This is a genomic window from Sporosarcina contaminans (assembly GCF_042679045.1).
GTDB classification, from domain to species: domain Bacteria; phylum Bacillota; class Bacilli; order Bacillales_A; family Planococcaceae; genus Sporosarcina; species Sporosarcina contaminans.
On record NZ_JBHTLT010000044.1, the window covers coordinates 25,519 to 48,720 of the forward strand.

The window sequence follows — 23,202 nt, forward strand, 5'->3', positions numbered from 1 at the left end:
AATACGAAATTGAAAACAGTCTGGGGGGCTTTTCGTGGAGTGGGATTATGAATACGATTTGGTTGTAGTAGGCTCTGGGGCATCGGGATTTTCTGCGGCGATTACAGGAAAAAGAGAAGGTTTGAAAACAGTATTAATTGAAAAAGAGCAATATTTCGGAGGAGCTTCGGCGCTTTCTGGCGGAGGCGTTTGGATTCCGAACAATCGGTATTTGAAAGAGGCGGGTGTACAGGATAGTTTTGAGGATGCGAAAACGTATTTGGATGAGACGGTCAGGGACAAAACTTCGGACGAGATGAAAGAGACGTATTTAAGGCGCGGTGTAGAAATGTTGGATTACATGCATGACATTTCGGAGCATATAAGATTTTCGTATGCAAAGGATTATTCAGATTACTACCCGCAATTGAAGGCCGGAAAAGGGAAAGGTCGTTCAATCGAACCCCCGGTTTTCAACTTGAACAAGCTTGGAGACTGGCGGAAATTGATGAAGCCTCCGGCGATGGATACGAAGGGATTTGTCATGACGGGACAAGATTTCCGCCATGTTAATATGATAACGAGAACTTGGAAAGGCAAGGCGAGGAGTTTGACGTTAGGCTGGAGGCTTGTGCAATATTTGATATTCAGAACCCGTTATTCTTCTTTAGGCCAAGCTTTAATTGGAAGGCTTGCTTTAGCTTATAAGGAGTTAGAAGGCGAGCTTTGGCTAAATAGCCCGTTTGTTGATCTCGTTGTTGAGGACGGAGCGGTTGTTGGCATTAAAATTATGAAAGACGGCAAGGAAGCGAATGTCAAAGCGAATAAAGGGGTAATATTTGCTTCAGGCGGTTTTTCGAGGAAGCAGGAATATCGCGAGAAGTATCTTCCGGCTCCGACGGATCAGGCTTGGACTTCTTCGCCGGAAGGGCAAACTGGTGATTTGCTGTCTCCTGCATTAAGATTGGGTGCGAAGCTTGGATTTATGGACAAAGTGTGGGGGGCGCCGTCCATCATTGATCATACGGGGACACCTTTTTTCTTAGTTGCTGATAGGGCGATTCCTTCGATGATCATTACAGACCAAGATGGAAACCGATATATAAACGAGCCGACGCCGTATCATGAGTTTGTCGATAAAATGTATGAGCATCATGAAAGAACAGGCGGAAAAGCAATCCATTCATGGATCATCTTAGACCATAAAGCGAAGAAAAGGCATCTTTTTGCAGGCCTTTTCCCGGGACAGGACTTCCCGAAAGCGTATTACGATCATGATGTCGTATTGAAAAGCGATACTATTGCCGGTTTAGAAGAGAAGATGAATATACCGACAGGAAATTTAGTACAGACGGTAGAACGTTTCAATGAATTTGCCAAAACGGGCAAAGACTTGGATTTCAACAGAGGCGAAACGGAGCATGACCGATATTATGGCGACCCGACATTGGACAATCCCAATTTAGATGCGATTGACAAAGCGCCTTTTTATGCATTAAAAGTATATCCGGGTGACATCGGAACGAAAGGCGGGGTCGTCATTGATCAGTATGCCCGTGTATTAAAAGAAGACGGTATTCCGATCGAAGGGTTGTATGCTTGCGGCAACTGCTCGGCAGCCGTCATGGGCGAATCGTATCCTGGACCCGGCGCAACGATCGGCCCAGGCATGACATTCGGCTATATTGCAGCACTTCATTGCAAAGAGAAACAGGAGACACTGTCCAAAAGTGATGTCACGGATGAAAATGTAACGATATAGTGTGCAAGTAGAAACCATCTAATGAGCAACATTAGGTGGTTTTTTCTATGAGAAAAGGGCTGTTTATTCGCCCTTCCTATGTCGTTATGCGTTTTGACTATGAAAATGAGCTGTTCACGGCTGTTATGCGCCGAGTGGATTGGTTTTTGTTTCAAGTTTTTATCACAGGTTCGGAGCGGAAGCACAAGAAGGATTAATTTTACTGCTTGAGTTAATTGCAGAAATGATAAGATAGTGTATATAAATTGTTTAGATCGATACTGCTGCCGATAAGGAGGCAAGCTAATTGAGTATTCATGTAACAGAAAAGGAAATTATGAGCCTGTGCGGCGCCGTCTCTTTCAAACGTGGCGAAATGTTTAACCGCGCGGGGCATGTCATAATTGAACAATATAGTGATCAGCGTTGCAAAGCGGTTGTGTCTGGTAAAGAGAAATTTCATGTAACGGTCGGCTTGGAAAATGATAAGTTAGTGACGGAATGCAGTTGTCCTGATCTTCCTTTCTATCGATATAAATGCCAGCATGTGGCGGCTGTTTTAATTGCCATCAATGAACGGCGGGAGCCTGTCAGTGAACAGCAATTGACGGAAGGATTGCTCTCCCTTTTCAATGAGAAACCGAGGTCAAGCGGGCATCAGCTGCATTTTGAAAATAGGGAAGTTGTCGATCTGGCGTTTATATTGCGCCCTGTTGCCGTGTCGAAGGAAGTTATGCTTGGCATTGAGCTGCAAGTGGAGAACGATCCAGTGGAGGATATTCAACAATTTTTGGAGGATGTGCATGAAGGGCGGGTGAGCAAGCTGACACCAGCTTTCACGTTTGATGCTAAACTTCAATGCTTCAGCTATGAAGCAGATGCTGTCTTCCGGCAACTGATTGACATTCATCATGGGAGCAAAGCTTTTCGGCATCGCGCAATCAGTTCAGATACACTGATCATCCCTCCTTCATCATGGCCAAGTCTTTTGCAGGTTTTGCATGAAGCACAGAGTGTTTCATTGCGAAGCGGCGGCAAACAAACGGCTTTCCAAGTAACGGATGACATATTGCCTGTCCGATTTCATTTTGAAAATCGCCCGGGACACGGTCACTCGTTGAAAATGGATGGGTTAGGCTATGTGCAAGTATTGCCAGCTTATGGGATCTGCCTGACTGACGGGCGATTGTTCCAGATGAGCGGCGAGGATTGTAAACGACTTGCTGATTTGAAGCGGATGGTCGAAACGTCAGGCACCCGTCATTTACCAATCTCCACTGAACAAATCGGCTTTTTCATCGAGAAGGTCGTTCCCGGCTTGCGGCGGATCGGCGAAGTGCAGTTGGATGAAACGGTTTTAGACAAGCTTGTAAAATCACCGCTAAAGGCGAAACTCTTCCTTGACCGGGTGAACAATAAATTATTGGCAAGCCTCGAGTTCCAATACGATCATATCGCAATCAATCCTTTGACGGAGCGTGATGAACCGTCGGGCTCTGTACTAGTACGAGACTTGGAAAAGGAAAAAGAAATTTTGCGATTAATGGAAGAAAGTTCATTTGCTCAGACCGATGAAGGGTATGTTTTGCACAATGAGGAATTGGAATATGAGTTTCTTTATCACATTCTCCCGAAGTTAGAAAAATTAGTGCATGTGTATGCAACGACTTCGATTCGAGTTCGGATTTTCAGAGAAGCTCCTAAACCGCGTATTCGCGTCAAAGCGTATGAAGAACGGACGAATTGGCTGGAGTTCAAATTCAGTATGGATGGCATCCCTGACAATCAGATTCGCGGCATTCTTGAAGCATTGGAGGAAAAGCGGAAGTATTACCGATTGAGAAGCGGTGCCCTTCTTTCATTGGAGACAAGGGAATTTGAAGAAATCCAACGCTTTTTGAATGAAGTTCCGGGCAGTCTTGAGGACTTGGAAAAAGGGTTGAATGTCCCGATTGTACGTGGTATCCGCTTTTTAGAAACCATTCACAAAGACGAACTTTTTTCCGTGGAGGAATCGGCTCGAGCATTCCTTGAACGACTGCAAAGCCCTGAAAACTCGGGGGTGGAAGTGCCCGCGCAATTGGAAACGGTGTTAAGGGACTATCAAAAAATCGGCTACCAATGGATGAAAACAATCGCAGAATTCGGAGTCGGCGGTGTATTAGCTGACGATATGGGGCTTGGCAAGACGTTGCAAAGCATCGCGTTCATCGTGTCCGAGCTTCCTAAGATTCGAGAGGAAAAACGGCCGGTATTGATCATTTGCCCATCTTCTTTAACGTACAACTGGCTAAGTGAGTTGAAAAAATTCACTCCTGACGTCAATGCGATCGTTTTGGATGGCACTAAAAAAGAGCGATTCGAACGACAGGCTAATGCGGATGGAAAGGATGTTTGGATCACATCTTATCCGTTAATTCGAAGAGATATTGCATGGTATGAAAAGCAGGACTTCCATACAGTGTTTTTTGATGAGGCACAAGCTTTTAAAAATCCGTTCACCCAAACGGCGCGAACAGTGAAAAAGCTGCAGGCGACTCATCGATTTGCTTTGACAGGAACGCCGATCGAGAATGCGTTAGAGGAATTATGGTCGATTTTCCATGTCGTTTTTCCGGAATTGTTCGGTGGACTTCAGCAATTTAGTGAGCTTACAAGAAAAACGGTTGCTCGCCGTGTTCGTCCTTTTTTATTAAGACGGGTGAAGGAAGATGTTCTTGATGAGCTTCCGGATAAAATCGAATTGATGGAGTCAACGGAATTACTGCCGGAACAGAAGAAGCTTTACGCGGCCTATTTGGCGAAACTGCGGCATGATACATTGCGGCATTTGGATAAGGACACGCTGCGGAAAAATAAAATACGAATCTTGGCGGGACTAACGAGGTTGCGCCAAATTTGCTGCCACCCGGCATTGTTCGTAGATGGGTATAAAGGAAGCTCAGCGAAATTTGAACAGCTGAAGCAGCTCATCGAGGAAGCGAAGCGAGCGGGAAGAAGGGTGCTCATCTTTTCGCAGTTCACGAAAATGCTTGAGATGATCGGCAAGGACTTGTCGATGGACGGAACACCGTATTTTTATTTAGACGGGCAAACGCCATCAGAAGAACGGTTGGAGCTATGCAATCGGTTCAATGCAGGGGAGCGTGACTTGTTCCTCATTTCCTTGAAAGCAGGCGGAACTGGATTGAATATGATAGGGGCAGACACTGTCATTATGTATGATCTTTGGTGGAATCCCGCAGTCGAAGAACAGGCCGCCGACCGCGCGCACCGAATCGGACAAAAACAAGCCGTTCAAGTCATTAAGCTTGTTGCAAGGGGAACAATTGAGGATAAAATGAATGAATTGCAAGAGCGGAAGAAGAATTTGATTCAAGAAATCCTCGGTGAGGATGACGCGGGCGTCGGTTCGTTGACAGAGGAGGATATTAAAGAGCTGTTGCAGATTTAAGGGGAGTGGCGGGAAGCGGGATGTGAACGGATAGGAGATTGGTGCTTTTGTTCCGTTTTCGAGGATGCCGCTTCCATTTTCATTTTTGACATGTTGTACAACACTCACTGTTTCTTTTAAAGATGCTTCAATTTGTCTGGGTTTCTAATGAAGTAAAAGTTGCGAACGACTTTCTTCTGAACGTGCATAAATACAACGGTGTCGACTTTTTGATCGTTGCGGTAAATAATGCCGACTTGACCATTCAATTCTGTAATTTCGACATTACCATTACCTATTGACGCTTTTCTCATAATCCCTAAAAGGAACCGGGCAACATGGTTACTCGATTGAATCGGATGAATAGCTGCCAACGCTTTTCCACCTCCATCGGAAATCAGCGTAACATCTTCTGCTAACATGGAAATGACTTGATTCATATCTCCTTGTTCAAGGACTGAAAGAAACCGTTCAATCCATTTTCTGTCGATTGCTTCCTCATGAATTGGACCATTGGCATGAACACCTATCTTTCTTCTGACACGACTGACAAGCTGCCTGCAATTCACTTCACTTTTACCGATGATTTTTGCAATTACCGAGTAGTTAAAAGAGAGCCCTTCATGCAGTACGAATGCTGCCCGTTCTATAGGTGTCAATTTCTCAAGCACAATCATCATTGCATACGATAATAGATCATTTTGGATAACTGATTCCACCAGTTCATCATCTGATAAACGAATGGGCTCCGGCAGCCAATGACCAACATACTGTTCACGCTTTCGGTTAGCGGATTTTAGTACATCCAGAGAGCGATTTGTAGCCATTTTACATAAGTAGGCTTTTGGCTCAACGAGACACTCAAGTTTCACGTCATGTAATTTCAGGAAAACATCGTGTACCACGTCTTCTGCATCAACAGCAGAGCCGGTTAATTGATAAGCCAACGTGAAAAGAAGTCTTCTATATTGAATATAATAGTTTTCAATTTCATCATGTCTCAATTTATTCCCACGACCTGTCTATCTTTTAATCAAACTTGCAATATCCCATGTCCACTTTCGAATCATCCAACCTACTATCCCAGATACCGTAATGGATAGCCCCCATCTACGGAACCATGCAATGCCATATCCCGGACCAAGACTAATACAGTAGAAATCCATATAACTTTTATGCAAAGGTGCCTGTGCGCCTTTCCAATCCGCCAATAGGATACGGCCAAGTCGAGAGGCTTGTGAGGAAGCTTCCTTGCATGTCTTACCATCCTTCTTGCCACTAATCGGATCAACAATTTGTGCACAGTCTCCAATACAGTATACGTCTTGAAATCCCGTTACGCGATAACTTGCATCTACGATTACGCACCCTTCATCAGTGAGAGGCATCCCCAATTTCCTGACAAATGGATTTGGCACAAGTCCCAATGTCCAGATGCATAGACCAAGTGGTAACGTTTCACCAGTCGAAAGCGTAATGATGCCGTTTTCTTCCTTTAACGCTTTACAATTGTGTTTAATTGTTACGCCTCTCTTTACAAGCTCTTGTTCTAATACATACCCTACTTTAGTCGGCCCTTCCCGAAAGAGTCGATGATGCGAGTTCAAAAGAACGATCTTCACCTCATTAGGGTCAAGTCCTAACGATTTTGCATCTGCCCGGACATAATATGATAGTTCAGCAGATGTCTCTATGCCGCTAATGCCAGCACCAGCTACAGCAATTGTCATGAGGGAAGACCGCAATACCGGATTTTGTTCATTTTTTGCCTTGTGAAGATTGGAACGCCACTTCTTTTGGATTTCTCTTGCGGACTCTATATCAGTTAAAGCGATGCCACCTTGTGAAGGATCTGTTTTGCGAACACTACTGCCTACAGCGAGGATGAGGAAATCATAAGTAAGTATATGCTCCTTGCTCAAATTGTCTTGATAATGAATACTTTTATTTTCCGCCTCAACGTTTTTTACCGTAGCCTGAACTATTTCAACCCCTTCTGGAAATAGTTCTTTTAAAGGAATTGTTATTTCCTCTACCCCAATTGCCGGCCTAAAAAGTAAAACCTTTCGTAAATGATACGGATTCTTATCAATTAATATTAGTCGAAGCTTCTGTTTGGAAGATTTTGTAACATATTTTTGAATGGATGTTAATGCATGGATACCTGCATATCCGCCACCTACAACTACACAAGTTCGTATTGTCATAATGATCACTCCTTATCTCGTTTCCCATATAACGAGATAGGGAGCTGTTTTGTGACATTCTAACTTGTATACACATTTCTTGACTGACACTTCAAGTTGACCATAAAAGGGTGAGGTGTTAATAATTGATAAATCTAATTTACTCCCTTAAGGTTTAGTAACGAATCTGATTTAAAATCAGTTTGAAGTGATGCAATATAGAGTAGGGAAGCATCATTTATAAATGTAGAAAAGTATAGACTGTTTATTGAGATAACAGTTTCATTTATACGAAATCAGACTAAAGTCCGAATACTATTTTCGAATGTAGCCTATAATTAATATAACGATAGGGAGGGAGTTCGGTGAAGAATATTAACTATTTCGCTTTGTTTGGCGTGATATTTTTTAATCTTGTCTTATTTTCTGGAGTGGCCATTGCAGTAGCAGGATTATTATTTTCCCTATGGACGATTGTCGTTTCATTTGCTGTATCGCCAATTTTATTATTGTTGTCAAACGTAATTGGTTTACAACCATTTAGTGTTTTGCAAACGGTTTTCAGCGTTGTACTCCTATTCATTGGCATGGCGCTATTGCCTTTGGCTGTAAAGGCTACAAGGTATTTAGGTGCTTTGTTTATGAAATATGTTGAATATAACAAGAAGGCAATTTATAAGGTGCCGGATGCGAATGCAATTTAAAATTCTTCAATAGCAGCAGCTATCTCTGATTGAAGTGGAGAGGGCTGCTGTTTTTTCGTGGCATGGATTTCATATAATAATGGATTTTTACGGGTGGGTGATGCGTGTATCGATTTATTTATGAGTCTCTTTTTTGGTTTATGCGTGTGGCGTAAGAGTTTTGCGTTTTCGTGGGAAATTATGCGTGTAATTATTGATTTATGAGTTGTTGGTTGTGTTTATGCGTGGGGTGCGAGAGTATTGCGTTTTCGTGCGCAATTATGCGTGTAAATATTGATTTATGAGTTGTGGGTTGTGTTTATGCGTGTGGCGTTAGAGTATTGCGTTTTCGTGGGAAATTATGCGTGTAATTATTGATTTATGAGTTGTTGTTTGGATTTATGCGTGGGGCGCGAGAGTATTGCGTTTTTGTGAGAAGTTATGCGTGTGTTGATTGATTTATGAGTTGTTGTTTGGATTTATGCGTGGGGCGCGAGAGTATTGCGTTTTTGTGAGAAGTTATGCGTGTGTTGATTGATTTATGAGTTGTTGGTTGTGTTTATGCGTGGGGTGTGGGAGTTCTGCGTTTCTGTGAGCAGTTATGCGTGTAATTATTGATTTATGAGTTGTGGGTTGTGTTTATGCGTGGGGTGTGGGAGTTCTGCGTTTCTGTGAGAAGTTATGCGTGTGTTCATTAATTTATAAGTTGTTGTTTGGATTTATGCGTGGGGCGTGAGAGTTCTACGTTTTTACGAGCTTTTATGAGCGCTTTCATTCGCAAATAGGCATTTGAGGGAATGTTTTTTCAGGAAAATGCCGAATATAACTGGATGGAACGGCCTATTCCATAATATAGGTGTTTATACATAGGAACGGTTACGGTTCATTATCGTATAACAGATAGTTCTGTCAAAGGGAGTGGATTTGGTGAAGCGGATACATTATCAATATGTTGCAATGATCGTTGCATGCCTTATGATGCTTGAGGCATGCAGTGAAAAGCAAAAGCCTGAACCTGAAGTGGAGTCGGAGGGCTCGATTCCGGATGAAGAAACGAAGGCAGCTGCCGATGAGCAAATCCCTGTGGCGGCGCGCACGTTGGAGGAAATGATTTCCCAGCCTGCTGGACAGTTAATAGAAGCCCATATGGATCCCGAAGTGGAGGCAGCTCGGTTGGTGGATTGGGTTTATTATCATCGCTTCTATGAAGATACGTTTCAAGGCATTATGGAGGACGAGCTGCCTGCTTATTTCGAGGAACATACGGATTTGAACGCAGATGAAGTTTATGATTATCTCGTTTATCAATTAGGTTCGGGGCAGTATGCTACATTTTATGACCAGTTGTCATCGTATACTCATGGGTATGTCATGCCTGAGTTGCCAGAAGGCGAGGACGAAATTGAGATTGCGAAAAGACAAAAGACGAATGTCGTCATCTTGATGGATGCGAGCGGAAGCATGAAGGCGGAAATTGGTGGCGAGTCGCGCATGGCACTTGCGAAGCAGGCGATTGAAGATTTTACTGGCCAGCTGTCCGATGATGTCAATGTTTCCTTATTTGCGTATGGCCATAAAGGTGCCGGGACGGAGGCGGATAAACAGCTTTCTTGTAGTTCGATCGAAGAAGTTTATCCGTTAGGTGCATATGAGGCGGGTTCATTCCAAAAAGCGATGGATTCTTTTGGAGCGAGTGGCTGGACGCCACTAGCCGGAGCGATGGAAACGGCGCATGAGTATCTTTCATCCTATGATAAAGAGCATTACAGAAATATTGTATATATCGTAAGTGATGGTGTAGAAACTTGTGACGGAGATCCTGTTGCTGCAGCGAAAAAGCTGCATGATAGCGATATTGAGGCGAAGGTGAATATAATTGGCTTCGATGTTGATGATGAAGGGCAAAATGAATTGAAAACAGTGGCGGAGGCCGGCGGCGGTGAATATGCGACGGTGCGGAATCCTTCCGAATTTGAAGGAGTCCTCATTAAAAAATGGAAGCCAAGCATGATGCAAGTGATGGGCCAGCAAGGCGTCATGTTGCATGATTTGGTCCATCAAAAGGAGGCGCTTATTGCTATCCACGAACCGCTCAAAAATATTTCCGACCGAGAGACTACGCGAATCAACGATGCCGTTTATTTGTTGAAAAATAAGGAGCTCATTGAGGATGAACTAGCGAACGAGGTGCTTGAGCTATCTAAGGAAATGGGTGAGCTGAGGTCCGTGCATTTCAATGAATTAAAAGAGCAGAAGAGTGAAGAAGCGAAACAGGCAAGAGATGAAATCGACGCAAAAGTGGAAGCGTGGAAAGAGAAATGGTACGCCGAATTGGAGAAGGATGAATAACTACTTGAAAAAGCCTGCAGACTGTAGAAAAAGATTTTAACTTTGCCTACAGTCTTTTTTGTTAGTGACTGCTCAGCTTTGCTTGAAAAATGACAAGCTGAGCAGTGGTGATCGTTATTTCTTTACAACATAAGTCGAGGCTATATAATCGTGTAACGCTTGTTTCTTAGGTGTGAACCCGGCAATGATATAACCGATGCTAAAAAACATGCCCGATAAATAATAGCTAAAGAATCTACCTAACGCACGGCCTTTCCCAATCCGATTGCCTTCAGGGTCAACAACCTTAACGCCGACGATCATTTTTCCAACAGTCCCTTGGTATTTACCGCTCGTGAGAAGAACGTAATATAAAGCGGCTGTGACAAAGATAATTATATACAAGAGCAAAGGTAGAATAACAGCCAATGCGTCGGATCCGCTTGCAGTAGCAACGCCAATGAAAATCATAGCAAGAATTGTAAGCGGAATCGCTAAGACGATGCCATCAATTAAGGATGCTCCGAATCGGATCCAAAAACCAGCATATGCATTATTCTCTATATTACGATCTAACGAAGAAGTCATTGTACTTTCATAATTCATAAATTTCACCTCCCACGACAGTATAGCTAATTATTGGAAGGTGAACCATATTCAATAGTACTATGTATCACGTTGGAAATCGGGGGTCTAATGTTATGTATTTACTTGCTGCAGTTAGGTCGAATTGCCTTTTGACTGTTATTTCTCCAAACGTTGAATTTCCTCAGCGACGGTAAATGCGAGGTCTTCATTGCCGAAAAGTTGAAGTACTTCAAGCATCGTTTCGTTGTCGATATGGAATTCATCAAATCCTTCATCACTTTCAATTACTTCCAATAATGCAAGATTTGCAGGTTGTTCTGGATATGCTTTTTGGTAAAGCGCTTGTGGATCAAGCTCATGATTCGCACACCATTGCACAAAAAGGCGGATCATCAGGTTTTCGTCATCTTTATATTTTTGAATGATGTGTTTGTCGATATTGTTGGATTCCATCGTTATTCCTCCTATTGATCAGTTCTGTCCTATTATATAGGAAATAGGAGGAGGGTGTCTGTCAACACAAAGTCCATCGTTATCATGCTTGCCTATTTTACACTCTGCATTTTATCCCTGAAATTTTACAAAGTCCGCATTCACATTTGGCAAAACAATGCGTTTTCTAAATGCCAAAAGCCAACCTTATGAACATCGGTTGGCTCTTTGCATTACGATTCCTTTAGGCATTTTAAAGTGTGCCTGCTCTGACACGATCCGTTAATACGTTTTGTGGATACTTCAACAGTTTGCTCCATTTAAGAGCGGTTGCTACGATAATGACAACGCCTAACACTAACATGATGATGGATAAGACTCCATTCAATACGTTGTAGCCGGCATTGGCCTCGTTTAAATAGACGTTTTTCACCATCCAGAAACCTGCATAGTTTACGGATATGTAAAGGTATGCAAGTGGAATGAGACAAGTTAACACATAGATACGCTTATCCGCGATTTTTAAGATGACTGTTGCGCCGATAATTAATCCGATGGAAGCCATCAATTGGTTCGATACGCCGAAGAGGGCCCAAACCGAACTGATGTCGCCAGTGTAGAGCAAGTACCCCCACATGAAGCAAGCTAATAGACTCGCTACGATATTGGCAGGTGTCGAGTTGAGATTCTTCAACGGTTTGATAAAGCTTCCGATGAAGTCTTGAATTAAGTAACGTGCAACCCGTGTGCCAGAGTCGATTGCGGTTAAGATAAAGATGGCTTCAAATAGGATGACGAATTGGAAAAAGAAGGTCGCCAAATGTTTAAAGAAAGGAATTTCCGTAAAAATATACGTCATGCCGACTGCAAGTGAAATTGCGCCGCCTGTTCGACCTTCCAAGTCCATTCCGACTTCATTGCTCAATTGATCCAAATGGACAGTTTCCATTCCTAACGTTGCAAATTTTTCTGGAGTCGAGTTAATCGCGAAGTAATCGCCTGGCATTAACGATACAGCTGCAATTAAAGCCATGACGGCAACTAAACACTCAACGAGCATCGCACCGAACGCTACCCCTTTAATATCGCTCCAACGGTTGATCATTTTAGGCGTTGTACCGGAACCGATGAAGGCATGGAATCCTGAAATGGCTCCGCACGCAATTGTAATGGAAACGAACGGCCATACCGGGCCAGCAATAATCGGTCCACCGCCGTTAATAAATTCCGTGAATGCCGGGAATTGAACAGTAGGATTAACAAAGAATACCCCTACAATTAACGCTAAAAATACTCCTAACTTTAAGAACGTGCTTAAGTAATCCCTCGGCGCTAACAATAGCCATACTGGCAACGCGGCCGCGAAAAAAGCATAGATCGGCAGTGCAAGGGCAATTGTGCTCGGCTCCAATGTTAAAAAGTCGCCCAAAGCTGTTCCTTGAATGCTTGGCCCCACAGCAATTGCCGCTAAAATAAGGATGAACCCGACCGTTGTCGCAAGCTTTAAGTTGCCTGTTTTCTTATGATACAAGCCAACTCCCATCGCGATCGGAATTGTTGCTGCAACAGAAAACGTTCCCCACGGGTTGTTGCTCAATGCATTTAAAATGACTAATGAAAGGCCGGCCATCGTAATGGTAATAATAAATAACATAGCTAAACCTGTGCAAAATCCTGCTACCGGTCCTAACTCCTTTTTTGCAATCTCCGACAACGATTGTCCGTTTTGCCTCATGGAAGCGAAAAGGACGACGATGTCATGGACGGCACCGCCAATTACGGCACCGACCAATAACCAAATCAAGCCTGGCAAATAGCCGAACTGTGCTGCTAAAATTGGACCGACAAGTGGGCCGGCAGCTGCAATGGCAGCAAAGTGATGCCCGAACGTTACCCATTTATTCGTCGGGACATAGTCTTTGCCATCTTCCAATGTGTGTGCGGGTGTCGGCTGTCGATCGTCTAACTTCAAAACTTTTGCTGCCATGAACGTACCGTATAATCTGTAGGCGATTAGCAATATACAGACAGACCCGATAACAATTGTGATTCCATTCATGTACTTAACATCTCCTCTCTTATTTTGCCTTCTATGATTCTACTGGTAAATAAGAGAATGTAAGCGATTTCGAAATGAATTGCTTGGAATCCGTCATAGAATGCAAGAAAACGAATATGAAATGCATAAAGCACTTAAAATTCGAACAATTGTTTTAAGTCCTTGACGAAAGAGCGGCTGACGGGAACTCGAGAATCGTCTTTCATAACTAAATTATAAGTTGCGTTGAACCATGGATGGATTTCGCAAATATGTTGCATATTCACGAGGAAGCTGCGGTGTACACGCATGAAAGTAAAATCGATCAGCTTCTTTTCCATATTGATTAACGACTCTTTTACTTCAAAACGTTGATCGGAAGTGACAATCATACATTTTCCCCCGTTCGATTCGATATATAAAATCTTTTCTGGCTCCAAAAGTACAATACGCTCTTCAACGGAGACGACCAATTTATGGCCAGCTTCCTGTCGAGGCGGATGAAACCGATTTGATTTCTGTCTGTCGAGTATTGCTTTCACTTTGTTCAACGTCTTTTCAAGCCGGGCTTCAGCGATCGGCTTTAAAATGTAGTCGGCAGCATTCAAATCAAATGCTTTAAGTGCGTATTCATCATAGGCTGTCGCAAAGACGATGGCCGCATGAGCTGGCAGAATCGTTTGCAAATCTTTTGCGAGAGTTAAGCTATTGCCATCGGCTAACTCGATATCAAGGAACACAAGATCCGGTTGCAAAGCTGCAATGTCTTCCCGGGCCGCCTTCATATTTTCCGATTCTCCCACAATTTCCACAAATGCATACTTTGTAAGGAGGAATCGTAATTCATCTCTTGCTAACGGTTCATCTTCAACTATATATACTTTCAGCAATTGCCATGTTCCCTCCTTTAAAATGCAGTGGAATGGAAATGAATACTGCAGTTCCAGTGCGCGAGTGGCTTTGAATGGAGATGGAAGCTTGGCCATTATAAAGGCCTTCCAATCGTTTGCTAATATTGTCAATGCTCGTGCCAGCACCAGTGTCAGAATGGACAGTTTGTTTGCCTAACATAGTTAGTTTGTCTCGTGCAATGCCTTTCCCATTATCCTGAACGATGATTTCTATATTGCCGTTCTGTTCTGTAATGTTAATAGAAATCGTCCCCTTATTCTTTCCTTTTGCCAATCCGTGATGAATTGCGTTTTCAACTAATGGCTGGAGGAGGAAAGGTGGTATATAGGCATCCAGTAAAGTGTCATCTGCTGTAATATTGACATCATATTTATCGGGAAATCGAGCACTTTCCAAAGAAAGATAAGCTGTTACATTCTCAAGCTCCTGTTCTAAAGGGATAAACATTTGGCGAGCTCCTTGAAGGTTGCTGCGGAAGAAAGAACTGAGCTCCAGCATTAGATCTCTCGCTTTTAAAGGGTCTGTTCTGCACAACACAGAGATTGAATTCAAGCTATTGAATAGGAAATGTGGATGGATTTGTGTATGTAATGCCCGAATTTCCGCATCTTGCAGCAATTTAGCTTGCGTCTCCATTTCGGAGAGCTCCAGTTGTGTGGAAAATAAATTCGCAAGACCTTCAGCCATTTGCTGTTGGACGGCGTCTAATTTATAGCGATCTGCATAGTACATTTTCAAGGTGCCTGCTGTATTTTGCTGCACTTTCAAGGGCAATACGATGGCGGCTTTTAGCGGGCAATTAGGCGAGTTGCAATTAATTTCCTCTTTAGTATGTGCTACACAAATTTGCCCTTTCTCAATAGCGTTTTTTGTCAACTGGGTAATTAATTCGCCCATCGGTATATGATGGTCCGTGCCAACGCCGACATGGGTCAAGACGCGCTTAGTGTCCGTGATGGCCACCGCATCGGCGTCAGTGCTTTCCAAAAGAATGGAGGCGATCGCTTTGCTGGATTCCCCATTCAACCCTTGTTTGAAATAGGGCAATGTCCTTTCCGCAATGGAGAAAACGAGGCTCGTCTGATTTGCCCGTGCTCTATTTTGATCCTTCAAAATGGATTGCATGATTAGCATGAATAACAGAATCCCTAACCCGTTAATTGTAATCATCGGGAGCCCGATGATTTTCACTAAATGCCACGCTTGTTCAAACGGTTTGGCGAGGAGAAGGATGAGGACCATTTGCAGCGCTTCAAGCAGCATTCCGATTTTAATCGCGAAGGACGCTGTAATCCGTTTTCCGTGTTTCAGACGATAGCGTCCCGCATAGCCGGCCACCACGCCCGCAATTACAACAGCAAGAGAACAGGCGAAAGCGGTGAATCCGCCGAATGTATAACGGTGGATGCCTGCAATCAAGCCAGCCCCAAGCCCGACAACCGGCCCTCCAAGCAGTCCACCGATCGCAGCCCCCATCACCCTCGTATTGGCGATCGCATTTTCCGGCTCGATATCAAGAAGAATTCCTTGATTGGAAATCGTATCTTGAAAAATTTCGATCCCGGTGTAATTACTGACGAGGCCGAATCCGCCAAACAGGCAAATGAGCACGCCTTTTTCAAGTTTCGTATTGTCTTCATGGAAAATTTGACGGAACGACCTCATATGAGATAAGAGAAAAGCGACGATCAATATGATCCCGACTTTCTCGATCATATATAAAATTAAATGCGCAACCATCTATTTTCCCCCTCGTTCAACTGACGTTTTCTGTTTTTTTAGAAATAGACAGGTAGATACATTATACAGCTTTGTAAACTTCGAATCTATATGATGAATGGAGCAGACATAGTTTGAACTGTGTTGGTAGGCTGGTGCTCAGCGTATTTGGCGGACTTACAATTGGTGAGAGAAAGGCGAAGGAATAGGAATGTTCTTCAATGTGCCAAAAGACAGGTGAAAGCAGATTCATTGCAATGTAGAAAAACACCAGATTCCCTTTGACGATTGGTGGGAGTCTGGCGTCTTCCATTGACAATGAAATTTTAAGATGCAACATGATTTGAAGTGATTCGGGCTTCGGTTCGGGTAACGAGGAAGATGCTCACTTCATAGAGGACGATCATTGGAATGAGTATGATAAGTTGGCTAATGAAGTCGGGTGGCGTAATAAGAGCAGAGACAGCTGCCAATAGTACATACGACCATTTTCTGAGATTTTTCATCGAATTGGATGTCAAAATGCCGATAGAGGATAAGAATAGCGCGACCAGCGGTAATTCAAACAGCAGTCCAATCGGCATTGTCGTCAGCATTAGGAAGCGACCATACTCTTTTGCCGAAATCATCATGTCGAAATTTGCTTTTCCGAGGTTTACTAAGAAATTATAGCTTAGTGGATTGACGATAAAATATCCGAAAGCGAGCCCTGCTAAAAATAATAAAAGGATAAAGGGCGAATACAAACTGAGGTAATGACCTTCTTTTTCTGTCAAGCCCGGCTTCACGAATTGCCATAGAAAATGACAGAGGAACGGAATTGCCAATCCGAACGCCAATGCGGCGGAAATCGTCGTATAAAATGAAATGACTTCCATTGGGCTCAACACGACTAATTGATGGCCACGCGTAATGTATGGAAACCATATATTGATTGTGCTGAAGGCCGCTATGAAAAACAATAAGAATACAGCGACGCTTTTAATGAGTTGTTTTCTCAATTCACTCACATGCTCTATGAATGTCGGTTCTTGAACCGTTTCGTCAACAGATTCTTTTTCCGTATGATGTCGTACATTTTGCTTTTTTGTCTTTTCGGTCGGTGGGTCCACTACCTTTTCATTGACTGAGGCATGGGCAGAAGACTCGGAAGGCGCCGAATCTTTCGCTTGCTTTTTATTCAATGGGCTACCAATTTTCTTGTTGTGATTGCGGTATGGATCCATATTTTCACCTACTTTTCGATAGTAGACGTTTTCTTGGCGTCTACATCATCTTGGTTGTTCTCGTCATCCAAAACTTCTCGCGCTGATTTCTTGAATTCTGCCAATGTCTTTCCGACAGCAGATCCTACTTCTGGTAACTTGCGTGGTCCGAACATAATAAGGATAATGACAAGAATAATAATAAGTCCCGGTACTCCGATCGCTGCAAGATTCATAGTAATCAACCTTTCCCTTTTAAATTTGTCTTCCGCAAGTTTCCTGCGGTATTTATAAATGCTGATAGTTGCTGCCGTGTTGCGACGGATTTTCCGCGCATACGACAAGCAAATTTCCCATAAGCCAAGATGTTGGAGCGTTAGGGAACGACCAACTTGCCCATCAAACGACCTCTGAATGGAAGTGAAGCTGTAGTTTTAGTAATTCATTCCTCCTCGCAAACAAATCGGTAAGCTTCATTGTGCAAATTATGTAGCCACAAAACGCCGGTATAGAGAAGTTGAAAGAAAGAGAAAACAGTGTTCAGTTCATTCCTTCTCATACTCTTTCAATGTTTAGGTTCTACCCTGTCAGTTTGTTTAATAAACATCAAAGTTGGGAGAAGGTAAGTGAAGCGGTTAAAAATCACATCAAGTTTCCAAATGAGATGGGGAAGGTAGAAAAACATCCAAACTGTTTAGAGGACGAGAAGTATTACCGAAACAATTAGTTCCTAAATAGTTTGATAATAAAGGAGAACTCCTGTATATTTTCTGTTAACAAGGCAATAGCTTTACGAACTGTTGAAAGGATGTTTTCAATGAAACGCATGCTGTCGTTTATGGTAATAGCTTTAACAGTATTGACCGCGGGCTGTATGGAAGAACAAGTAAAAGAGGAACCGAATGAGAAGGAAAACGAGCAACCACATCGTGTGGAAGTAGAGGATGGGAAGGAGGAGAATCAGTCAGAGGAGGATGAAGGGCAAGAATCGGAAACGGAACAAAAGCCACCGCTCTTTTTTGCGGAAAACGGCAATTTATTCCTTTACGGGTTGACGTTGGGAGATTCTCTTTCAAAGGCTGAAAGCATATGGGGAGCTCCGGAAATGTTAGATGAAGAGCCGGAAAGTGCTTACTATTTTCCGGAACCTGATATGACGATTAGTTGTGTGGATGAAAAAATAGTAGCAATTCTCATTGGTACGGATCGTAACAAGTATGAGGAAGTTTCGGAGGTATTCCAAGGAGACCATTACAAGGATACAGAAAGTGATGATGAATACTTTTTAGCAACGGAAACAGGACAGCTGCTCATGTACCGCGATGCAGCCATGGGCGATTACGAAAAGGAGTGGCGTTTGCTCATGTCCGATGATAATTTCTTTTATTATGTGAATGAAGGGGTTTACGAAAAAGTAAATTAAGATGGAGACGATACAAACGTAAAGGCACCTTGATTTTCGGTGCCTTTATGGTGGTTAAAAGAATTTGGGGCTCTAATTGCAAAATCCGCATTTTGATTTTATTTGAAAATAGGGGATGAAGATGGAAAATCATGTTCAGAATTTCAAATGTCCTTTTTGTGAAGGTGAAATGAAAAAAGGATATATCCAAAGTGGAACGAGGCTTGCTTGGGTTCCGAGAGTGTCAAAGGCGATAATTGAGCCAAGTTTCATAAAGGATTCTGTTTTATTATCGAAACAAAGCCGTTTTCTTGTTAGCAATGTTGATGCTTATTTATGTGAACGATGTAAAAAGGTAGTTTTGGATTACTCTTAGCTTGTAGCTCGAAGAAAAGGTACAAAGAGGATTGGAATAAAGGGTGTGCAACGTAAGTACAGATTTTGATCATTTGAACGATTCAACATCTATTAATTGAACGGAGGCCTTGTACCCAAGTAGTAGATAAGATATGTCATTTTAAACAACGTACCCTAAGAACTTCTTGTTTTCGATTAAGCTCGTTTCCTGATTGTGAAATTATCGCCAAGCAATAGCCAATTTTGAGGGAAGGGATAGCCGAATACCCAATAACTAATGCCGCGAAGCTTATAGTCTTTCACCATGTCAAATTTTGCTTGTGCGCTGCGGGCATCTTCGAACCACACTTCGTGGGTGCGCCCTTGTGCATCGTTGTAACGGAAAAACGGGGCTTGTGCGACTGGATCATATTGGATGGCAACTTGATGTTGAATCGCTCGGCGGACGGCTTCCTGTGCACTGAATGTTTCGGCTTCCTGTCCTTCAACGAAAGGTAGAAGCCAGTCGCGTGCATAAATTTGAAAGCCGAATAGAATTTTGTCTCGTGGGATGACGGTGACTGCATAATCAAGAACCCGTTTGATTTCATTAATAGGCGAAATCGCTTGGGCAGGACCTTTTCGATAGCCCCATTCGTATGTCATGAGTACAACAAAATCGACGATTCTTCCGTGGGCTTCGTAATCATGTGCTTCAAAAAGTAGCCCTTTTTGTTCGCCACTCGTTTTGGGAGCGAGAGCCGACGAAACGAAATAACCTTGGGGATGTAATCGATCGACCGCAAGCTGCAAAAATTGATTGTAATGTCTTCGGTCTGCAGGGAATACGTTTTCAAAGTCGATGTTTAACCCTTGATAGCCTTTTTCTTTCATAACAGCGAGCACGTTTGCAATTAGTTTTTCTTGAAGTTCATTACTCGAAAGAACAGTATGGCCAATGTCAGATCCGGCAGCTGTGGCGCTGAAGTTTGTGATTGCCATGACTGGCACAATTCGTTCTGCTGCGGCAGATTTAAGCATTTCCTCATCATCGAGCGCAGATAAACTGCCATCTTCCTTCACGGTATAAACAAATGGCATCCAATACGTTAAGTAACGGCCTACTTCTTGAATTTCCCTTGCTCCTGTTTCTCCGGTATTAATTGTATAAGCATTGACGTCAATGACTGGCTTTGCGCCGCGCGATCGGGAGACAGTCGGAATGACAAGTGCTTGCCCTACGACGAGCGCGTTCGGGTTTTCCAACTCGTTCGCTGTCACAATCTGATTTACCGTAACACCATATTGATGGGCAATGGCCCATAATGAATCCCCCTGTTTAACAACATGAATCTGCAATATGCTTCTCTCCTTATTTTCCTGCTCCTTTAGGGTATTCTGAAGGAACTCCTGATGTCCTCATTTTATAAATCTTTGCATAGTATTCGGTGGATCGTGTTTGAATGAAAAGTCGGATATCCTGCAGTCATTTATTTCTTAGTGAATGTTTAAAAATGGAGGGTCGATAGGTGAAAAATAAATTAGGGCGTTCGATTTATTTAACAGAATATGTAATGATAAATGGTATTGAACAATTTTTGTTTCATTCAGGAACAGATTATGATCACCCTGTCATGTTGTTTTTGCACGGCGGGCCTGGGTCAGCTGAATCATTGCTTGCGCAAGCATTTCAGGAAAAATGGGAAGAGCTTTATACAGTTGTCCATTGGGATCAGCGTGGTGCGGGGAAAACATTGATGAAAAATCCCGATAAGCTACCGACTGCTGAGTTGATGCTGCAGGATTTATTTGAAGTGATCCAGCATTTGAAGAAAAAATATAGTAAAAACAAGATTGTGCTACTAGGCCATTCATGGGGAAGTGTGTTAGGCACGCTCTTTATTCGCAAATATCCTGATGAAGTGGACTATTACATCGGTGTAGGGCAGGTTATTAGCATGGTGGAAAATGAGCAAGTCGGCTATAACAAAGTTCGTGAATTGATTATGCAGGCGGATGATCGAAAGTCGCTGAAGAAACTTGATTCTGTAGGCGAATATCCCGGCAGTAAAGTTACATTTGATAAGGAATTTTTGAAAAAGGTCAATAAGGTGAGAAAGTTGCAAGGCAAGTATGGTTTAGGGATGAAAATGGATATGTCAATTTGGTTCACCGTATTTAAAAGTCCCATTTTCAAATGGTCGGATATTATTGCTTTCATGAAGATCTCGAAAGCAAATGGTGAGGTGCATAAGTTTTTAGGTGATTATGACTTGCGTGATGAACCATCGGTATTTGAAGTTCCGATCTACTATATTTTAGGCGGGAAAGATTGGCAAACACCATATGTCATTGCCCAAAAATATCTTGACGAAATTGAAGCTCCAAATAATAAGATTACTATTTTACCGAATGCGGGGCATATGACGATGATGGACCAGCCAGAGTTGTTTTTTGATGCATTACGTGAAATATATGATATGGAAAATAGTGGTGCAGAAATGACGGAACTTGTACAGTAAACGATTCGTAAAGCATTATTGAATTGAAATCTTATGGAGGCCGATTGAATCGGCTTCTATCTTGTGTTTTTACGGAGGTTTTTGAATGATTGTATTTGTTCCTAAACAAACAGTATAAGCGAACTAGCTGACTACTTGAATCAGAATAGCTGAAGCATAGTGTCGAAGTAAATAGGGGGAGGAGCTGTGGGTTGCTGAAAGTGGACATACGAAGACCTAAGTTGAGGTTACAGAGAGATACAATCCCTTTTTAGAATTGTAATTACAGATACTTTTCTTAGGCAGCTTGCATTGCACTAAATTTAACGGAAGTTAGCCGAACGATATGCTTTACAAAGGAAAGGAGTTCTTTTTCTTGAATCGTATAATTTTTGGAGATCATGATGAAAAAACAATACGGCAGTTTGATAATTGTCTATCTGTCGGCAATGTGGCAGGAGGCGTGCTCTGTGCTGACGGTCATTACGGCTATAGTCAGCCGGTTGGCGGCGTAGTCGTCTATGATGGACAAATTTCTCCCTCGGGTGTCGGCTACGACATCGCTTGTGGAAATAAAGCGGTCCGTACAAATTTGCAGTATAAAGATATCGAGGATGATTTGCCTTTATTGATGGATGAAATGGCGAAACGGATTTCATTTGGCGTAGGCAGGAAAAACAAAAAGAGGATGGATCACGAACTTTTTGATGATCCCGACTGGAATGTTTTTGAACAGATCGGCAAACAGGAGCATGACCGTTTGAAAAAGTTAGCGATTGATCAGCTTGGCACTGTCGGAGCGGGGAACCACTTTGTCGATGTTTTAGTGGAAGAGGCAACGGGAGACGTTTGGATTGCGAATCATTTTGGAAGCAGAGGATTCGGCCATAAGACAGCAAGCGGCTTTTTAAATTTGGCGAACGGCAGAGGCTTTTCTGATAAAGCGCCCGGCGAGAGCATGGAGCAGCCACCAACGCTAATTGATTTGGAAACGGAGCTTGGCGATCTTTATTACCGAGCGATGACGTTGGCAGGCAAATATGCGTATGCAGGAAGGGACGCTGTGATTGACGAAGTGTTGAGCATTCTTGGGGCAACAACTGAGTTCGAAGTGCATAACCATCATAATTATGCGTGGAAGGAAACTCATTTTGGCAAAGAAAGGATTGTTGTTCGAAAAGGGGCGACACCGTCTGCACCGGGACAACTATGTTTCATTGGCGGTAGCATGGGCGATATTTCTGTAATCGTTCAAGGAAAGGATAATGCGGCAAATGAAAATGCTTTTTACAGCACAGTCCACGGAGCAGGCCGAATTATGAGCAGGACACAGGCTGCTGGAAAGATGAATTGGAAGAAGCGAGTCCGTACTGGCGGCCAAATTTCCCAGCAGCAAATGGATGAAGCGGTGAAGAAATTCGGTGTGGAGCTGCGCGGAGGCGGAACGGATGAAAGTCCATTCGTCTATCGGAAATTGCAATCCGTATTGGATGCGCATGAAGATACGATTGATGTGTTACACGTGCTGAAACCGGTCGGGGTCTGTATGGCTGGTGCAAACGAATTTGATCCTTATAAGGATTGAATGGATTGGATAGGGCTGAGCTTAGCGGATTTGCAGTTTATGCGTGAGTGGCGAGAATTAGGAGTTTTTGAAGGTGTTTATGTGTTTGTGTATTTCGTTATGCTGATTGGAAGCGGCATATACGTTTTGCGGTT

At 43.0% G+C, this 23,202-nt stretch carries 19 protein-coding genes; 9 read left to right on the forward strand and 10 right to left on the reverse strand.

Annotated features, from left to right (window positions below):
* Window positions 1–34: 34 nt before the first annotated feature.
* From ACFQ38_RS09500 to ACFQ38_RS09510, 3 genes are all read left to right on the forward strand, one after another.
* Window positions 35–1,741, forward strand: coding sequence for an FAD-dependent oxidoreductase (locus ACFQ38_RS09500; RefSeq protein WP_381480513.1), 1,707 nt, complete (start codon window positions 35–37; stop codon window positions 1,739–1,741).
* A gap of 47 nt (window positions 1,742–1,788) precedes the next feature.
* On the forward strand, window positions 1,789–1,938 hold the full coding sequence (locus ACFQ38_RS09505) for a hypothetical protein (protein ID WP_381480515.1): 150 nt from the start codon (window positions 1,789–1,791) through the stop codon (window positions 1,936–1,938).
* Window positions 1,939–2,027: 89 nt separating this feature from the next.
* Complete coding sequence (locus tag ACFQ38_RS09510; protein ID WP_381480517.1) at window positions 2,028–5,174, forward strand: DEAD/DEAH box helicase; 3,147 nt, start codon at window positions 2,028–2,030, stop codon at window positions 5,172–5,174.
* 116 nt (window positions 5,175–5,290) lie between these two features.
* On the opposite strand, the gene sigJ is transcribed toward ACFQ38_RS09510, so the two are convergent.
* Together sigJ and ACFQ38_RS09520 are read right to left on the reverse strand one after the other, a co-directional pair.
* Window positions 5,291–6,157: an RNA polymerase sigma factor SigJ gene (sigJ, locus tag ACFQ38_RS09515; protein ID WP_381480518.1), complete on the reverse strand. Its 867-nt coding sequence runs from the start codon at window positions 6,155–6,157 to the stop codon at window positions 5,291–5,293.
* Between the two features lie 18 nt (window positions 6,158–6,175).
* Window positions 6,176–7,360, reverse strand: a complete 1,185-nt coding sequence (locus tag ACFQ38_RS09520; protein ID WP_381480519.1) for an NAD(P)/FAD-dependent oxidoreductase — start codon at window positions 7,358–7,360, stop codon at window positions 6,176–6,178.
* 344 nt (window positions 7,361–7,704) lie between these two features.
* Between ACFQ38_RS09520 and ACFQ38_RS09525 the strand changes: the two genes are divergently transcribed.
* Entirely contained in the window at window positions 7,705–8,043 is a 339-nt protein-coding gene (locus tag ACFQ38_RS09525; protein WP_336822701.1) for a DUF1700 domain-containing protein, read from the forward strand.
* Between the two features lie 906 nt (window positions 8,044–8,949).
* Entirely contained in the window at window positions 8,950–10,371 is a 1,422-nt protein-coding gene (locus tag ACFQ38_RS09530; RefSeq protein ID WP_381480521.1) for a vWA domain-containing protein, read from the forward strand.
* A gap of 114 nt (window positions 10,372–10,485) precedes the next feature.
* Here the strand turns inward: ACFQ38_RS09530 and ACFQ38_RS09535 are convergent, their stop codons facing one another.
* The 7 genes from ACFQ38_RS09535 to tatA all read right to left on the reverse strand — a co-directional run bounded on the left by ACFQ38_RS09535 (window position 10,486) and on the right by tatA (window position 17,480).
* Window positions 10,486–10,956, reverse strand: a complete 471-nt coding sequence (locus ACFQ38_RS09535) for an RDD family protein (protein ID WP_381480522.1) — start codon at window positions 10,954–10,956, stop codon at window positions 10,486–10,488.
* Window positions 10,957–11,094: 138 nt separating this feature from the next.
* Entirely contained in the window at window positions 11,095–11,391 is a 297-nt protein-coding gene (locus ACFQ38_RS09540) for a hypothetical protein (RefSeq protein WP_381480524.1), read from the reverse strand.
* A 232-nt stretch (window positions 11,392–11,623) separates the two neighbouring features.
* Window positions 11,624–13,429, reverse strand: a complete 1,806-nt coding sequence (locus ACFQ38_RS09545) for a carbon starvation CstA family protein (RefSeq protein ID WP_336822697.1) — start codon at window positions 13,427–13,429, stop codon at window positions 11,624–11,626.
* 134 nt (window positions 13,430–13,563) lie between these two features.
* Window positions 13,564–14,298: a LytR/AlgR family response regulator transcription factor gene (locus tag ACFQ38_RS09550; protein WP_381480525.1), complete on the reverse strand. Its 735-nt coding sequence runs from the start codon at window positions 14,296–14,298 to the stop codon at window positions 13,564–13,566.
* Complete coding sequence (locus tag ACFQ38_RS09555; RefSeq protein WP_381480527.1) at window positions 14,276–16,060, reverse strand: LytS/YhcK type 5TM receptor domain-containing protein; 1,785 nt, start codon at window positions 16,058–16,060, stop codon at window positions 14,276–14,278. The genes ACFQ38_RS09550 and ACFQ38_RS09555 overlap by 23 nt, the downstream gene beginning before the upstream one ends.
* Window positions 16,061–16,365: 305 nt before the next feature.
* Window positions 16,366–17,265 (reverse strand): twin-arginine translocase subunit TatC, encoded by a 900-nt coding sequence (gene tatC / locus ACFQ38_RS09560; protein ID WP_336822694.1) that lies wholly within the window; start codon window positions 17,263–17,265, stop codon window positions 16,366–16,368.
* An 8-nt stretch (window positions 17,266–17,273) separates the two neighbouring features.
* Complete coding sequence (tatA, locus tag ACFQ38_RS09565; protein WP_336822693.1) at window positions 17,274–17,480, reverse strand: twin-arginine translocase TatA/TatE family subunit; 207 nt, start codon at window positions 17,478–17,480, stop codon at window positions 17,274–17,276.
* A gap of 581 nt (window positions 17,481–18,061) precedes the next feature.
* Here tatA and ACFQ38_RS09570 point away from each other — a divergent pair.
* Together ACFQ38_RS09570 and ACFQ38_RS09575 are read left to right on the forward strand one after the other, a co-directional pair.
* A complete protein-coding gene (locus tag ACFQ38_RS09570; RefSeq protein ID WP_381480528.1) occupies window positions 18,062–18,667 on the forward strand; it encodes a hypothetical protein in 606 nt (201 codons plus the stop codon).
* Between the two features lie 121 nt (window positions 18,668–18,788).
* Entirely contained in the window at window positions 18,789–19,022 is a 234-nt protein-coding gene (locus tag ACFQ38_RS09575) for a PF20097 family protein (protein WP_381480530.1), read from the forward strand.
* 176 nt (window positions 19,023–19,198) lie between these two features.
* Here the strand turns inward: ACFQ38_RS09575 and ACFQ38_RS09580 are convergent, their stop codons facing one another.
* Window positions 19,199–20,341: a glycosyl hydrolase family 18 protein gene (locus ACFQ38_RS09580; RefSeq protein ID WP_381480531.1), complete on the reverse strand. Its 1,143-nt coding sequence runs from the start codon at window positions 20,339–20,341 to the stop codon at window positions 19,199–19,201.
* A 170-nt stretch (window positions 20,342–20,511) separates the two neighbouring features.
* Between ACFQ38_RS09580 and ACFQ38_RS09585 the strand changes: the two genes are divergently transcribed.
* Both ACFQ38_RS09585 and ACFQ38_RS09590 read left to right on the forward strand, forming a co-directional pair.
* On the forward strand, window positions 20,512–21,504 hold the full coding sequence (locus ACFQ38_RS09585; protein ID WP_381480532.1) for an alpha/beta fold hydrolase: 993 nt from the start codon (window positions 20,512–20,514) through the stop codon (window positions 21,502–21,504).
* Window positions 21,505–21,898: 394 nt separating this feature from the next.
* On the forward strand, window positions 21,899–23,068 hold the full coding sequence (locus tag ACFQ38_RS09590) for an RtcB family protein (protein ID WP_381480544.1): 1,170 nt from the start codon (window positions 21,899–21,901) through the stop codon (window positions 23,066–23,068).
* Window positions 23,069–23,202: the final 134 nt, after the last annotated feature.